The 15,637-nt window shown below is 63.4% G+C and carries 13 protein-coding genes; 2 read left to right on the top strand and 11 right to left on the bottom strand.

Annotation, left to right across the window (positions count from 1 at the left end; genetic code table 11):
* Positions 1–5 precede the first annotated feature (5 nt).
* From CCE89_RS03745 to CCE89_RS03715, 7 genes are all read right to left on the bottom strand, one after another.
* Positions 6–761 carry a L,D-transpeptidase family protein gene (locus CCE89_RS03745; protein WP_086436652.1) on the bottom strand — a complete coding sequence of 252 codons (756 nt, stop codon included), beginning with the start codon at positions 759–761 and terminating at the stop codon, positions 6–8.
* 115 nt (positions 762–876) lie between these two features.
* The gene (locus CCE89_RS03740) at positions 877–3,654 is read right to left on the bottom strand and encodes a phosphoenolpyruvate carboxylase (protein WP_086436651.1); all 2,778 of its coding nucleotides are present in this window, start codon (positions 3,652–3,654) and stop codon (positions 877–879) included.
* Positions 3,651–4,265 carry a bifunctional 4-hydroxy-2-oxoglutarate aldolase/2-dehydro-3-deoxy-phosphogluconate aldolase gene (locus tag CCE89_RS03735; RefSeq protein ID WP_086436650.1) on the bottom strand — a complete coding sequence of 205 codons (615 nt, stop codon included), beginning with the start codon at positions 4,263–4,265 and terminating at the stop codon, positions 3,651–3,653. Before CCE89_RS03735 ends, CCE89_RS03740 begins: the two co-directional genes overlap by 4 nt.
* Positions 4,266–4,268: 3 nt before the next feature.
* Positions 4,269–5,258 carry a glucokinase gene (gene glk, locus CCE89_RS03730; protein WP_086436649.1) on the bottom strand — a complete coding sequence of 330 codons (990 nt, stop codon included), beginning with the start codon at positions 5,256–5,258 and terminating at the stop codon, positions 4,269–4,271.
* The gene (gene edd / locus CCE89_RS03725) at positions 5,255–7,063 is read right to left on the bottom strand and encodes a phosphogluconate dehydratase (RefSeq protein ID WP_086436648.1); all 1,809 of its coding nucleotides are present in this window, start codon (positions 7,061–7,063) and stop codon (positions 5,255–5,257) included. Before edd ends, glk begins: the two co-directional genes overlap by 4 nt.
* A complete protein-coding gene (gene zwf, locus CCE89_RS03720) occupies positions 7,056–8,498 on the bottom strand; it encodes a glucose-6-phosphate dehydrogenase (RefSeq protein WP_086436647.1) in 1,443 nt (480 codons plus the stop codon). The genes edd and zwf overlap by 8 nt, the downstream gene beginning before the upstream one ends.
* A 127-nt stretch (positions 8,499–8,625) precedes the next feature.
* Positions 8,626–9,429: a transglutaminase-like domain-containing protein gene (locus CCE89_RS03715; protein WP_086436646.1), complete on the bottom strand. Its 804-nt coding sequence runs from the start codon at positions 9,427–9,429 to the stop codon at positions 8,626–8,628.
* Positions 9,430–9,762: 333 nt separating this feature from the next.
* Here CCE89_RS03715 and CCE89_RS03710 point away from each other — a divergent pair, with 333 nt between their 5' ends.
* Positions 9,763–10,962: a S8 family peptidase gene (locus tag CCE89_RS03710; RefSeq protein ID WP_159456574.1), complete on the top strand. Its 1,200-nt coding sequence runs from the start codon at positions 9,763–9,765 to the stop codon at positions 10,960–10,962.
* Positions 10,963–10,984: 22 nt separating this feature from the next.
* A complete protein-coding gene (locus CCE89_RS03705) occupies positions 10,985–11,755 on the top strand; it encodes a DUF6065 family protein (protein WP_086436644.1) in 771 nt (256 codons plus the stop codon).
* 6 nt (positions 11,756–11,761) lie between these two features.
* Here CCE89_RS03705 and CCE89_RS03700 read toward each other — a convergent pair whose 3' ends face one another.
* From CCE89_RS03700 to CCE89_RS03685, 4 genes are all read right to left on the bottom strand, one after another.
* Positions 11,762–12,031, bottom strand: a complete 270-nt coding sequence (locus tag CCE89_RS03700) for a hypothetical protein (RefSeq protein ID WP_086436643.1) — start codon at positions 12,029–12,031, stop codon at positions 11,762–11,764.
* Between the two features lie 260 nt (positions 12,032–12,291).
* The gene (gene rimO / locus CCE89_RS03695; RefSeq protein WP_086436642.1) at positions 12,292–13,674 is read right to left on the bottom strand and encodes a 30S ribosomal protein S12 methylthiotransferase RimO; all 1,383 of its coding nucleotides are present in this window, start codon (positions 13,672–13,674) and stop codon (positions 12,292–12,294) included.
* A gap of 73 nt (positions 13,675–13,747) precedes the next feature.
* Positions 13,748–14,851 carry a potassium channel family protein gene (locus CCE89_RS03690; protein WP_086436641.1) on the bottom strand — a complete coding sequence of 368 codons (1,104 nt, stop codon included), beginning with the start codon at positions 14,849–14,851 and terminating at the stop codon, positions 13,748–13,750.
* A complete protein-coding gene (locus CCE89_RS03685; protein ID WP_086436640.1) occupies positions 14,848–15,627 on the bottom strand; it encodes a M23 family metallopeptidase in 780 nt (259 codons plus the stop codon). The genes CCE89_RS03690 and CCE89_RS03685 overlap by 4 nt, the downstream gene beginning before the upstream one ends.
* Between the last annotated feature and the right edge of the window lie 10 nt (positions 15,628–15,637).

The raw sequence follows: 15,637 nt of genomic DNA, 5'->3' as shown, positions 1-15,637 counted from the left end.
TCGGTTCAGGCGATGGGATCGCCCACGCCGATCATCTTGCCCCGTGTGATGACGACCTTGTCGCCGCGCTTGGCAGCTTCGAAGAGCTTTGCCGCCAGCGGATCGGGCACGGCGATGCAGCCGTGGCTGGCATAGCCATTGACGATCTCCGAACCGCCGTGGATCGCGATTCCGTCCCAGGTCAGGCGCAGTGTCCAGGGCATCGGAGCATTGTCGTATTTCTCCGATACATTGTGCCGCTCCTTGGTCAGGATCGGGAAGGTCCCCAGCGGGGTCGGGTGCTCGTCCGTACCGAGCAGCACCGCGCTCGTCCCGATTTCATAACCATCGCGGAATACAGAAAGAACGCGCGCATCGAGATCGACCGTGATGACGAGCTTGCCAGGAGGCACGCCTTCTTCATCCCAGAACCAGTCGCCGTACTTGATCGGGCCTTCGATCGGCAGGATCCGCTTGATGACGAGATCGTCGTCGCTCGATTTCTTGGTCGAAGGGCTGGGCGCTGCTTGCTGCACTACAGGTTCGGACACGGTATTCACTGCCGTGTCGATCGCGCCGGTAGCCTTTTCGGCTGCTGCGCCGGTGCCCGCGGTCACTTCCTCCGCGCCGGGTTGGAGAGCGGCGGCATCGACCGCAATGGCGTTTTCCTCGCCCTCGCTTGAATCGCCGGACGCAGGCTGCGCGCAAGCGGCGGGTACCGAAGCGATCATCGCCGCGAGGGCGATAAAAACAGAACGAGTAAGCTTGGAGATTTCCATCATAATCTCAGTATTATGCCGTAAATCGCCGTGAGTCGCCAGCGGACTAACACCCGCGTCCCTTGCCGAGACGCGAAAAACGCGAAAAGTTAACGCAGCGATCCCTGCCGGATCTAACTCAGCCGTGCGCGCCGAACTCGTTGGCGATGGCGGTCGAGAGCCGCAGGCACAGGCCATAGGCGCGCTCGAGCGGGTCGATGTAATCGCGCCGGATCGCCATGTAGCCTTCGCCTTCGCCGTCCGGGTAATCGGTCGGCGCATCGACCGCGAAATCGCTGATCTGCGGGTAATCGGTGGGGAAGGCGCGGCGCAATTGCGCGAGCGCTTCATCGATCCGCAGGGTAAACACCATCTCCAGCACGTCTTCGCGGCTGATGTCGTTCGCGCGGCTGAAAGCGGGGATCGAGACCACCTTGATGAACATGTGCTGCAGCAGGGCGAGGCGCAGTGCCTGCGCGGCGCCGATGGTGCGGCGGATGTTCTCGCGATCCTCGAGCGGATGCTCGTCAGGCAGCAGCGAGAGCAGGCGGTGCAGCTTGAGCGCATCGACCCTCAGACGCGAGGCGAGGCGGCGGAAAACGCCGGTACGGTCGTCCTTGGTCAGGTACTCGGCCAGCACTTCGCAGGCATCGGACAGATGGCTCTCGGTCCCGCGATAGGGACGGCTTGCCCAATAGGCCGAGTTGAACAGCTCGCCATAGGCGGCCACGGTCTTGATGCTGGCGAGTGCGTTGGAGCTGCGCACCAGGCGGATCATTTGCCGCCCGCGCTCGCTCTCCTCGAGCAGCCCTGCGATATCCTCGTAATTCCCGTCAGCCGCGCTGCCGACCCCGGCGATCACGTTCACCGGATAGCCGAGTTGCTGCAGGATCGAATTGTGCGGGATGGCGCGGATCTGGCGCAGGCTCATCTCGCGATCGGCGGACAGGTCGCTCTGGCGGCGCGAGACGCGGCTGCCGGTCGAATTGAGCAGCCCCAGCCCGAAGGCGGTCACCGCGCGCGAATAGGTCTTCGACAGCAGGTGCGCGCGCTGGTGCGAACGGATGGCGCGGTAGAAGTCGAGGCTGAGCTCAGTGCGCCGGTAGAAGGGATCTGTCGGCGCGTCGGCCTCGGTATCGGCGGGCCGGATCGTGGCGATGCGGGTCAATGTCGCGCGCGCCAGTTTCGGCGTTGCGAAGAACATGTAGCCATCGCCGCCCTGAAAGCTGACCTCCGGCTCCAGCGTGATCCCGGCGCGGATGAAGCGGCGCTTCGCCCAGGGGCTGAGCGGCCAGTTCAGGCGATCCTCGAAACTGTCGGGATGGGCGCCGCGGCCCATGCTTTCGCCGTGGGTGTTGAAGATCAGCGCGGAAACACCGGTCAGGCCGTTCTTCTCCATCGCCTGGCTCAGCCGGCCCTGCAGGCGCTCGATCGCGAGGCTTGCGGGCAATTGCCCGACGAAGCGGCCCGCATCCGAAAATCCGGTCTGGATCGCGACGCGTCCGCGCCTCTGCGCGTACTCACGGTAGCTGTCCTCTGCGAGCAAGGCGTCGAGGAAGCGCCCGCCATGCTCCAATGCACTCTCGGTCTCGAACAGGGGCGAGACGTCGACCTTGTCCTCGATCCCGAACAGCTTGGAGAAATAGAGCGCGGCGAGGATTGTCGAGGGCTGCTCGCATTCGGCAATCAGCATGCGGATCGGCGCGTCGGCATCCACATGGCCGAGGATTTGCGCCATCGCGAGGAACTGTCGGATCGCGGTCGAACTCTCGATGGCAAGCGCGGCGAAATTGGAGCGGAGCGGCTTCACCCTGGCGAGGATCTCGCGAAGGGTCGCCATCGCCCCCTTGCTGGCGAGATCGAGCGTATTGTCCGGGTCGATCCGGCGACGAATGGCGTTGTGGAGCTGGCTCGAGTTCACGCGGAAGTGAATCCAGCCCATGCCGAGCCCGTCGGCGCGCATCGCCGCGGCGAGCGTCTTGAGGCGTAGCGCGCGCGCTACGTCGCAATCGCGTGCCTCTGCTTCGAGCGCGTCGATAAGCGGAGTGAGGCTCAGGAGCTTGTGCGGATCGTCTGCGGTCAGGCGATTGGCGGCTGCGCTCAGAGCTTCCGGTTCGGTCAGGTCTTCGCCGAAATCGGCTGCGCGGGCCTCGGCATAGGCGAGGGCGGGGCGCAGCGCGTCGAGCAGGGGATGTGCGGCGTCGATTGCTTCGAGCGACGCGATATAGCGCGACAGGCGCTGGACCTTTTCCGACAGGCGAAAACCGATCGAATCATACCACTTGATGTCGGTGCGGCCATCCATGTCGTAGCCGACCCAGCTGGCGAAGCGAAACGGGAGCGGATTGAGCGCATGCCACTGATCGGGCCAGTTTTCCGCCGCGTGGGACAGCAGTTCACCCACGATCCCGTCGCGCGCGTCCTGCGCATGACCGATGGCGCGCATCGCCCGGCCATGCTCGTATTCCAGCGTGATGGCGGGGCGTTCGGCACCCGTGACGCAGGCCTGCGTGCCGATTTCGGCATCGCTGCTTGCCGCATCCGCCACCGCTTCGGATTGGTCGGGCGTCAGCAGGAAGGTCGGGTGCGCCGTGAACACCGCGTGGAGCTGTGGCCGCTCCCATTCGCTGCGGAAGGCGGCGAAATCCTGCGAGGTCAGCGAATTGCGCAGCGCAGCCGTGTTCTCGTCGAGATCGACCGGCGCGACCAGTCGGCGCAGTCGCGAAGCGCGGCTCTGCATGCTGTCGCATTCGAGCTCCGACACGAGCGCTTCGACCGCATCGAGATCGATATCGCCCGCTTCCAGGGAGCGCGAAAGGTCGAGGCCGAGCTGGAAGACCGGGTTGAAAAGCGGGGTTTCCTTCGTGCGGAGGTGGTGCGTTTGCAGGCGCTCGATCAGGTCGTCGACGGTTCTCATGTCGCCAGCTCCATAGCTTCGCGCGCGAGCTTCTCGATGGCGGGCTTGTCGGGCGCACCGCGCGGAGCCACCCAGCTTCCACCGACGCAGAGCACCGGATCGAAGGCGAGCCATTCAGAAGCGTTATCAAGGCTGATTCCGCCGGTGGGGCAGAACTTGCACTGACCGAACGGGCCAGCGAGCGCCTTCAAGGCAGGGAGGCCGCCCGATGTCGCGGCGGGAAAGAACTTGAAATGCGTGAGGCCGAGGTCGAGCCCGCGCATGATGTCGCCGGCATTGGCGATGCCGGGAAGGAAGGGAATGCCCGCATCGACCGCCGCTTTGCCCAACCGCTCGGTCAGGCCCGGCGAAACGATGAACTCGCTGCCTGCATCGATTGCCTTCGAAAGCTCATCGGGATTGGTGACGGTACCCGCGCCGACGATTGCGCCCGGCACCTGTTTCATCGCCGCGATCGCTTCAAACGCAGCGGGAGTGCGCAAGGTGACCTCGAGCACGCGCAGGCCGCCTGCGACTAGTGCCTCGGCCAGAGGAACGGCGTGTTCCAACTCGTCGATCACGATCACCGGAATGACCGGCGCGGTCCGCATGATGGTTTCGATCTGGCTCAAATGTCAGCTCCCGTGTTCGGAGGCGAAGGCGGCCGCGGCGCCGAACAGGCCGGGCTGCGGATGGATGATGAGTTTGACGGGGATGGAGGCCATCAATTCCTGAAAACGCCCCTTGGCCTTGAACCTTTCGGCAAAGCCTGAACTCAGAAGTGTTTCGCGGATGCGGTAACCAAGACCGCCTGCAATCACGACGCCGCCGAAGCCGCCCTGCGCGAGCGCGATGTCGCCCGCTACGCTGCCCAATGACATGCAGAACCGGTCAACCGCGGCTGCGGCGAGGCTGTCGCTGCCGTCCTGCCCGCGCGTCCAGATAGCAATGTCGTCTTCGTCGGAGGTCGGCTTTCCCTCCATCGCAGCGAGCGTCTGATAGATGTCGGAGATGGCAGGGCCAGCGACGACGCGCTCGACCGAGACCCGCGTGTGGCGCTTGCGCAGCCGTGCAAGGATTGCGTCGTCGATCTGGTCGAGCGGGGCAAAATCGATATGGCCACCCTCGGTGGCGGATACGCGGTAGGTGCCGTCGGGCTCGCGATAGAGGTGCGCCACACCCAGTCCGGTGCCGGGGCCGAGCACGCTCAGGCGGCCGGTAGGCGCGAGCGGCTTGTCCGGACCCGTAAGGTGGATGAACTGGTCTTCGCTGGCGCGCGCCACGGCATGGGCAACCGCTTCGAAGTCGTTGACGATGGTATAGCGCTCGACGCCGAGCTTTTCCTGGACGAGCGCCGGGCGAATGATCCAGGGATTGTTGGTGAAGCGGATGACGTCGCCGCCGACCGGTCCGGCGATCGCCATGCTGACGGCGTCGGGCAGCGCGCCGCCCTTCTGTTCGCGGTAATCCTGCCATGCGGTCTGGAAGCTCGCGTGATCTTCGGTGTGGAGCGTTATCGGCTCATCGAGAGTGATCGAACCATCGTCTTCGATCGTTGCGATCACGAAGCGGGCGTGGGTGCCGCCGATATCGACGCTGACCAGCTGGTTCGCGGTATAGTTCACAGTCCTGCCGCAGCGAGCATGGCGCTGCCTCCCTGTTCTGCGCCATCCGCGCCGTGGCGGAACATGGCGAAGAGTTCACGCCCGACGCCAAGCTTCGGCTCGGGCTTGGCCGCTGGCTCGCGCGCGTCGAGATCGGCCGTTGTCGAGAGCTCTCCGGTGGCGGCGCAGACCTTGACCGTGTCGCCGTCGCGTAGCCTGGAAAGCGGCCCGCCGCCCAATGCTTCGGGCGTGACGTGGATCGCGGCCGGCACCTTGCCCGATGCGCCCGACATGCGCCCGTCGGTGACCAGTGCGACGCGGTAGCCGCGGTCCTGCAGCACTCCCAGCGGCGGGGTGAGGCTGTGGAGTTCGGGCATGCCGTTGGCGCGCGGCCCCTGATGGCGGACGACCACCACTACGTCCCGGTCGAGTTCGCCGGCCTTGAACGCGGCCATCACGTCCGCCTGTTCCTCGAACACGCGGCACGGCGCCTCGATCGTCCAGCGTTCCTTTTCGACCGCAGAACTCTTGAAGCAGCCGCGCCCGAGATTGCCCTCGACGAGCCGCATTCCGCCGTCGGGCTGGAACGGATCGGAGGCGGGGCGGAGCATTTCGATATCGCCGCTTTCGCCGGTCTCGCGCCAGACGAGCGCGTCGTCCTCGCCAAGCCCCGGCTCTTTCGCATAATCCGACAGATCGCCCTCGCTCACGGTCACGATGTCGCGGTGGCAAAGTCCCTCGTCGAGCAGCGTGCCGATGACGTAACCCATGCCGCCAGCATCGTGGAAATGGTTCACATCGCCCGAGCCATTGGGGTAGACCCGCGCGATGAGCGGTACTGCGCGCGAAAGCTCCGAAAGATCATTCCAGTCGAAGATGATTCCGGCCGCGCGCGCCATCGCCGGAATATGGATCGCGTGATTGGTCGATCCGCCGGTGGCGAGCAGCCCGACCGCGGCATTGACGATCGCCTTTTCATCGATGCAGCGCGCCATGTTCTTCTCGCGCGTGCCTGAAAGCTCGGCGATCCGGTGCACTGCCCGCTTGTCGAGCGCCTGGCGCAGCCTGGTGCCCGGCTGGACGAAGGCGCTGCCCGGAATGTGCAGCCCCATCATCTCCATCATCATCTGGTTGGAGTTGGCCGTGCCGTAGAAAGTGCAGGTGCCGGGCGAGTGATAGCTCCCCATCTCGCTGGCGAGCAGCTCGTCGCGGCCAACCTTTCCTTCGGCATAGAGCTGGCGGACGCGCTGCTTTTCCTTGTTGGCAATGCCCGAGGGCATCGGTCCCGATGGCACGAACACGCAAGGCAGGTGGCCGAAGCGAAGCGCGCCGATGACGAGGCCGGGCACGATCTTGTCGCAAATGCCGAGCGCGGCGACACCGTCATACATCTGGTGGCTCAATGCGACGGCGGTCGAGAGCGCGATCACGTCGCGGCTGAAGAGCGACAATTCCATGCCGTCTTCGCCCTGCGTCACGCCGTCACACATCGCCGGCGTTGCGCCTGCGACCTGCGCCGTTGCGCCGACCTCACGGGCGTAAATCTTCATCCGCTCGGGATAGCGGCCATAGGGCTGATGGGCGGAGAGCATGTCGTTATAGGCGCTGACGATACCGATGTTCGGGCCGCGCCCTTCCTTGAGCGCTTCCTGATCTTCGGTCGCCCCGGCATAGGCATGGGCGAGCACCGAACAGGACACCTCCGACCGCTCCGGCATGCGATCGGCTTCGCGGTCCATCATTTCGAGATAGGCTGTACGGCCCGGCTTCGAACGTTCGATCACGCGCTCGGTCACGCGGTGGATGGTATCGTTGAGTTTACTCATCGTGCCAGCTAACTCCGTCACGTTCGGCCAGCGCGATGGCCGCACTCGGCCCCCAGCTGCCGGCAGTGTAGGTCTTGGGCTTCAGTTCCTCGTCACTCCATTCGGCCCGGATCGCATCGATCCAGTGCCATTGCGCCTCGACCTCGTCGCGGCGGACGAACAGCGTCTGGTCGCCCTCGATCAGGTCGAGCAGCAGCCGCTCGTAGGCAATACGCCGCACCGCGCCTGAAAAGGCGTCTGGCATGGAGATATCGAGCGGAACCTGACGCAGGCGGATGCCCTCGCGGTCGAGCCCGGGCACCTTGGCCATCAGCGAAAGCGTGATGTTTTCTTCGGGCTGGATGCCGATCACCAGCCGGTTGGGCTGCATGCTCGCACCCTTCCCGGCGAAGATCGAGTGCGGCACGCAGCGGAATTGGACGACGATCTCGGTCACGCGCTCGGGCAGTCGCTTGCCGGTGCGCAGGTAAAACGGCACACCCTTCCAGCGCCAGTTGTCGACATGCCCCTTGATCGCGACGAAGGTCTCGGTGTCGCTGTCCTTGCCCAGCTCCTCGTCATAGCCCGGAACCGCCTGGCCGCCGATCGCCCCGGCGCGATACTGGCCGGTGACGGTTTCGCCTTTCTCCACCTTGCGCAAGGCGCGCAGCACCTTCACCTTCTCGTCGCGAACGGCGGTGGAATCGAAGCTGACGGGCGGCTCCATCGCCACCAGCGCGAGCAGCTGCAGCATGTGGTTCTGCACCATGTCGCGCAGCGCACCGGCATCGTCGTAAAAGGCGACGCGTCCTTCCAGTCCGACCGTCTCGGCCACGGTGATCTGCACGTGATCGATATGCGCCGAGTTCCAGATCGGCTCGAACATCAGATTGGCAAAGCGCAGCGCCAGCAGGTTCTGGACCGTCTCCTTGCCGAGATAGTGGTCGATCCGGAAAATCCGTTCTTCGGGGAAGGCTGCCGCCACCGCGTCATTGATCTCGCAGCTCGTTTCGAGATCGGTCCCGAGCGGCTTTTCGAGGCACATGCGGACATGCTCGCCATCGAGGCCGGCGTGCTGCAGCCCCTTGATCGTTGGGCCGAACAGGCTGGGCGCGGTCGAAAGAAAGATCGCGAGACCTTGTTTCGGTTCGCCGACCTTGGCGGCAAGCTCGGTATAACCGTCGAGTGTCGTCGCATCGAGTTGCTGATAGGACAGGCGATTGAGAAAATCGGCCATTCCGCCGCGGCGGCTCGCGGGAAGATATTTCTCAAGTGCCTCGCGCGCGAAATTGCGAAACTCGGCATCGCTCAATTCCGATCGGGCGGTGCCGATGATCTTGAGGTCGTCATGCAGCAGCTCGTCGGCATCCAGTGCGCAGAGCGAGGGAAGCAACATGCGCTGCGAGAGGTCGCCGGTGGCGCCGAACAGCAACAAGCGGTCAGCGGTGAAGTCCATTACGTGTCGAACCCTTTCCCCTCAGGCCTCGCGCCGGAAAGCAGGCCAAAGCCCGCGCAAGTGGCGCATTTCCTGCCTATCAGCGCAAGCCAGCCGCATCCATAGTCCTGCTGCGGCGCATAGCTATTCATGTGTTGTCGATGGACACTTTCACGCTGGAGCGCAGGAAATTGTTCGGACCGAAGCTGGTCAGGAAGCTGACATCTGCGGCATCGCGGCCAATTCCGATCTTCGCGGTTTCCGCAGGATTGGCCATTCCGGTTGCATCGACGAGGTGCCAGGCTCCGCCGCCGTCGGTCGTTGGATCGTCGAGGAAGACCTCTGCCACCGCATGAAAATCGGGTGGATCGACACCCGGCGCATAGCAAGCGACATAGCGCGCGGGAATGGTCGAAGCGCGCGCCATCGTCACCATGACATGTGCGTAATCGCGGCAGATTCCGCGTCGTTCGACGAAGCTGTCGAGCGCTCCGGTGCGCGCGTCCGATGTGCCGGGTTGATAGCTGAAATTGCGTTCGATCCATTCGCGGATCGCAGCGATCCGCGCACCGCCCTGGGTCTTGCCGAACTCGGCCTCCACGAAAGGCTGGAACTTGTCCGCCGGGCAATAACGGCTGTCAAAGAGGTATTCGACGGCTTCACCGGGCATATCGTGCGGATCGAGCATCCTGAGCGTTTCGATATCCGGCAGCAGTCGCTGCGGCTCGACCAAGGCGTTATAGTCGACCTCGAAGTGCCCCTCCGCGCGCAACCAGATGCGCTCGCCGATATCGTCCTGCGCGGGCACGTGGGCGCAATGCTCGGCCTCGGTCATGCAAGTTTCGGCAGAAAGGATGCGCTGCTCGGGAATGTCCGCCGCTTCGAACTGAAGCAGGACATCGGTCGGACGCTCTAGCTCGAAAGCGAAGCTGGTCTGGATGGAAATGGCCATTGCCGGATTAACGGGCGAAGTGCCGGCTTGTTTCAAGAAAAGATTCCGTGGCGTCAGGCGGCCCACCACTAGGTCGTTACGGGGCTGGAAAAGGTTTCCAGTTCGAACGCGTTCGATAAATTGTATATAGACGACACTTTTCTGAATATTGATGACGTGATAGAAAATAAGAGATATATATTAGTAATCGCGAGTCGAGGTAATAATTAATTCGCCTTGTTATAAAACAAAACTAACAAATGACTTGCGGCGGGTGTGGGGTTTCTCCCACCGTGCGGATGTCTTAGATGTCCAGAAACGCGCATGATTTTAGCCATCTATATGGAGATTATCATGGCAAAAGCATCCAATACCAATCGTAAACCGGTGATCATTACCTTCAAACCGAAGGACAAACGGTCGACTTCCAAGGACAAGCAGGAAATTCTCGCTTCTGCGATCGACGATGGCGATATCAATTTCGTCACCGCCGAAACCGTCTCGCGCCAGGCGCGACCGGTCGCCTCGGGAGAGGACCTGATGAAGGTCGGCTATGATGTGAACCGCTATGAAGCGCCGATCCTCATGGCCAATCTGACCCAGGCCGAGATCGACAAGCTCAAGAAGGACAAGAACGTCGTCCGGGTCGAGGAGGACGGAGAAATGCACGCGCTCGACGGGCCGGATGCACTCGCGCAGACGACCCCGGTCGGAATCACCCAGGTCAAGGCTCCCGCGGCCTGGCCGAGCAGCCAGGGCGAAGGGATCAAGGTCTTCATCTGCGACACCGGGATCGATTCCGATCATCCCGATCTCGTCGCCAATCTCAGGACCGGAAAAAGCTTCGTGCCGACCGAAAGTTCGACCGAGGACTTCCACGGCCACGGCACCCACTGCGCTGGCACCGTGGCTGCGGTCCACAACAATATCGGTGTCGTCGGCGTGGCACCCTATGCCTATCTCTACCCGGTCAAGGTGCTGTCGAGCACCGGCAGCGGACAATGGAGCTGGCTGATCGCCGCGCTGGACTGGATCATGTCGAAGAAGGGCGCACGCGTTGCCAGCATGAGCCTCGGCGGAGGCGGCGCTCCGCAGGCGCTCGGCGACATGTGCGAAGCGGCCTATGACGACGGCGTGCTGCTCGTGGCGGCCGCAGGCAATTCGGGGCCGGGCAACAACACGGTCGGCTTCCCGGCCAAATACCCGCATGTCATGGCGATTTCTGCCGTGGATTCTGCAGACATCATTGCCGGCTTCTCAAGCCGCGGACCAGAAGTCGAAGTCTGCGCGCCCGGCGTTTCGGTTCTCTCGACCACCCGCGGAGGCGGCTATGGCACTATGAGCGGTACCTCCATGGCATGTCCGCATGTTTCGGGCGTGGCCGCTCTTGCCTGGGGCTCTCACCGCAGCTGCACCAACAAGCAGGTGCGGTGGTTGCTGAACACCTTTGTCGACAAGGTGGGCGACCAGGATCCCGAAAAATACGGAAAGGGGCGGGTTGACGCAAATGCGTCCTCTTTCTGGATAGGCACGCCGCCCGAGCATACGCTCTAGGGTCGCACGAGGGGGCAGGTCGATGGAGAACGATGCCTTCCGCATCAGCGTGATCGCCTTGTGCGATGCCATCCAGCGGCCTGTCCCTGCGTCCCCGCGCACCCGCGAAACCGTGCCGCCGGGTTATGGCCGGCGTGAACAATGCCGTCCCTTCGTCGCGGCGGCGGGCGCGGGCCTTGCGATACCTTCCCCCTTCGAATGGGGCTATTGCCTGCAGGACCAGGTGCCGCAGGGCACACGGTCCTTTCGCTCCCCTATTCCCGGGGGCTGCGCAAGGCGGGTATTCTACGTTCGCGACGAGCCGGGGAGACACTTCCGCAAGAACCAGTTCGACATACCCGAAAGCGTTGCGCGCCATGCCGGCAGCCTCGTCATCCCCGGCCTCAGCTTCTTCGAGGGTCCGGATCAGCAGCACATGGTGAAGCTGCACCTCCCCTACATACTGCGAACGCAGAGCGGGGCCGGGCTGCTGTTCCTCCCCCCGATAAATCGGGCAAGGACAGATGGGCTTATGCTTTTATCGGGTCTTGTCGAAACCGGCTGGTACGCTGGCGCGGTCAACCTCGTATTCGAACTCCCCCAAATCGACAGCCCGGTCCATGTCGGGGCAGGCGAAACGATTGCGCAGGTCCTGCCGCTACCGATGAAAGCCGCAAAGGCAGACGCGATCTTTCCCGAACGCCATCGGCGCGAAGTGCGCAATGCGCTCGAGGAGCACGCCGAATGGCACGCGATTCATGGCGAAGATCGCTCGGCCTACAAACGGCTCGCCAGGAAACACATTGCGGAGTGATCCGCGCTATTCGTCTTCCGGAATGCGCATGGTCCCGTCCGGTTCGACCCGTTCGATACCTTCACCCTTCGAAAGAGCCTCGAGCCCCCTGGCATCGATCGTGGCGATAACGATCGGCAGGTTCTCCATCCGCGATACGATCGACACGCCATCCGCTTGCAGCGCAGCCGGGTCTGCCCCCTTTGCGAAGGTGATAATGACGCGCTCGACGTGATCGGGGGCGGATTGGTGGGTTTCGAATGCCTCGCGCAGAGGCGGAGCGATCTTGTCAGTCATGGTCGGGACTCCCTGCCGGGATTCTAGGGGTATTGGGGAGGGGCTTGCTCCAGCGGATGCATGCGCATCTTCCGCGTGATCATCTGCAGGCGAACAGGCGCCGAGGAGCGGCGCAAGACCCCAAAGGGCGAAGTTCGCTGGGTGAAGCAAGCCAGCCATGGCTGACTATACCATGTGCCCCGCTGCCAGGCGACACGCACGGCGCGGGCCGGCGACAGAATCGCACCGTCTGTCCGAGTTAAGTCGTTGAAATAAAGAAGTTAACTCGTGATTGCGCCGAACAAATCGTGCGCATCGGCATCTTCGACTTCAACTGTCACGAAATCGCCCGGAGCGAGGGTTTCCGGCACGTTGCGCAGATACACCGCGCCGTCGATCTCCGGCGCATCGGCCTGCGAACGCCCGGTGGCTCCGATGTCGCCATCCTCGTCGGGCTCGCCAACCTCGTCGATGATGACGGGGATCGATGTGCCGACCTTCTTCGCCAGCTTGGCCGCGCTGATCCGCTCGGTCACTTCCATGACGCGGGCGTAGCGCTCTTCCTTGATCTCTTCGGGTACCGGATCGGGCAGCGAATTGGCCTGCGCACCTTCGACCGGTTCGAAGCGGAACGCACCGACGCGGTCGAGCTGGGCTTCTTCCAGCCATTCGAGCAGATATTTGAAATCGTCCTCGGTCTCGCCGGGGAAGCCGACCACGAAGCTGGAGCGGATCGCGATCTCCGGGCAGATTTCGCGCCATTTCTTCAGGCGCTCGAGCACCTTGGCCTCGTTCGCCGGGCGCTTCATCCGTTTGAGTACGGACGGTGCCGCGTGCTGGAATGGGATATCGAGATAGGGCGTCAGCAGCCCTTCCGCCATCAGCGGGATAACCGCATCGACATGGGGGTAGGGATAGACATAGTGCAGCCGGGTCCAGGGCTGCTCGCCTTCGGGCGTCTTCAGCTGGCCCAGTTCGCGCGCGAGATCGGTCATGTGCGCGCGGACCGGATGGTCCTTCCACATGCGCTCTTCATGGCGGATATCGACGCCATAGGCCGAGGTGTCCTGGCTGATGACGAGCAGTTCCTTCGTGCCCGCTGCGACCAGTTTCTCCGCCTCGCGCAGCACGGCATCGACCCGCCGGCTGGCGAGCTTCCCGCGCAATTGCGGGATGATGCAGAAGGCGCAGGAGTGATTGCAGCCCTCCGAAATCTTGAGGTAGCTGTAGTGGCGCGGGGTGAGCTTGATATCGGCGTCTGACGGCTGCGGGATCAGGTCGACGAACGGCCCCTGCGAAGGCGGCGCGTGGGTGTGCACCGCCTCGACCACTTGTTCATACTGATGCGCGCCTGTGACGGCCAGCACTTGCGGATGGGCGGCGCGGATCGCGTCCGCTTCCTCGCCCATGCACCCGGTCACGATTACCCGGCCGTTTTCGGAAATCGCTTCGCCGATTGCCGCAAGGCTTTCTTCCTTGGCGGAATCGAGAAAGCCGCAGGTATTGACCAGAACCACGTCGGCACCGGCGTAATCGGGGCTCATCGCATAGCCATCGGCACGCAGACGCGTGAGAATGCGCTCGGAATCCACCAGCGCCTTGGGGCAGCCGAGGCTGACCATGCCGACCTTCTTCTGGTCGGGGAGAGTTTTCGTCGTGCTCATGATTTGCGCGGCGCTCTACACCGCGCGCGGCTCTCGCGCCAGCCCCGACGTGATCCGACCGCTAAGGGCGATCCTAGACGTCGATATGATCGTGCCCGTCGCCCTTGCTCGAGCCATTTTCTGTCGGGACGATCTCGACCACGATATCGCCGGGAAGCAGGCTTTCGCATTCGCTTTCCCAGAAACCGTAGACCTGCCCGCGGCGATAGACGCGCAAGCCCCGGCCGCCGGTCTCCAGGTCATAGATCGAGCGGCCGCATTCTTCTTCGGTGACCTGCCGCTCGACCAGCTGAACCCGCCCGGTGATCGAAGCGAGGTCGGCGAGATAGTCGGCGATATGCGCGCCGCGCGCGCTTCCGGCGAGCAGAAGGCCGGTAAAGCGCACCGGATTGATGACATTGTTGGCGCCTGCCTGCCGCGCCAGCAATTCGTTGTCGTTTGCGCGCACGACGACGCTGATCGGTACGCTCGGTGCCAGATGACGGACGGTCAGCACGATCAGGATCGAGGTATCGTCACGGCCAGCCGAAACCAGCACGTTCTTCGCCTCGCTGATGCGAACCGCCTCTAGCGTCGTGTCGCGCGTCGCATCGGCAGCGATGACATTGCAGCCGAGTTTCTCGGCTTCGAGCAGTCGTTCCTCGCTCGGATCGACCACCACGATCTCCCGCGCATCGGTGCCGCGTTCGATCAGCTCGGTCACACTCTCCGACCCCGACACACCGTAGCCGAGGACGACGATATGTCCGGAAAGGTTTTCCTGGATGCGGGCCATGCGCCACTTCTCCCAGCTACGCTTGATTATGAAATTATACGCGGTGCCGACGAAAATGAAGAACACTGCGAAACGGATCGGAGTCACGATGACGGCTTCGACCAGTCTTGCCCGATCGCTGATCGGGGCGATGTCACCAAATCCCGTGGTCGTGATCGAGATCATCGTGAAGTAGATGACGTCGAGGAAGCTGACCTCGCCATCGAGATTGTCGACCAGCCCCTCGCGATCCCACCAGTGGATCATCACCACGATGGCGATGAGGAACAGCGCGAGGCCCAGGCGAATGCCGAGGTCGCCCCAGACGGGGATCTTGACCGCGCGCCGCAAGGGCTTGAAGCGCGGCCCGCGATAATGTTGCGGCGCCTTGCCCGGCGCTATGCGATCGACTTGCCTGCTCATCTATCGCGTCTGTCGGGCAGTTTCTTCGCGGGATCAACCTCTTCGTCGTCCAGCAGGATTTCGAAATGCAGTTCGGGCCGCGTCGCCTGGCCCGAAACGCCGCCGATTCCGATGCGCTCTCCGGACTTCACGATCTCGCCCCTGGTGACGGTGGCGCGGCCGAGATGGCCATAGGCGCTGAGCCATCCCCGACCATGCTCGATCACGACGAAGCGCCCGAAACGCGGGTGGTCGTTGTCGACCCGCACGACCCTGCCATTGGCAGAGGCGCGGATCATGTCGCCCGGCTTCACCGCGATATCGATGCCGTCATGCCCGCCGCCATCGGCGCGTTTGCCGTAGCCGAGCAGGATGTCGCCATCGTGCGGCCAGGTGAAATAGGGTTCGGTCGGCTCGGAGCTCTGCACCGCCACCGGCTTGAGCACGGCAGGGATGATGAGCTTCTGCCCCGTCTTGACGACGTAAGGTTCCTTCAGCCCATTGGCGATGGCGACATTCTGTGACGGAACGCCATACCGCATCGCTATGCCGAACAGCGTGTCTCCCGCCTCGACCACATGGGTGCGCTGGCGCGGGATCTGGAGCACCTGGCCGGTCCTGACCGAATAAGGCGCCCGCAATCCATTGGCGGCGGCGATGATGCTCGCCTGCACGCCTGTACTCTCGGCGATGCCCGACAGCGTTTCGCCCGCCTTGACCTCATGCTCTGTTTTTGTTGCCGGATCGCTCGCTGCGATCAGCGCAAAGGCGAGGGCTAGCACGAACACATTTCTCATCGACCCAACC

This window comes from Altererythrobacter xiamenensis, from assembly GCF_900177715.1.
Classification (GTDB): domain Bacteria; phylum Pseudomonadota; class Alphaproteobacteria; order Sphingomonadales; family Sphingomonadaceae; genus Erythrobacter; species Erythrobacter xiamenensis.
Note: the sequence above shows the minus strand (reverse complement) of the source record. Positions and strands in the feature narration are given on the sequence as shown.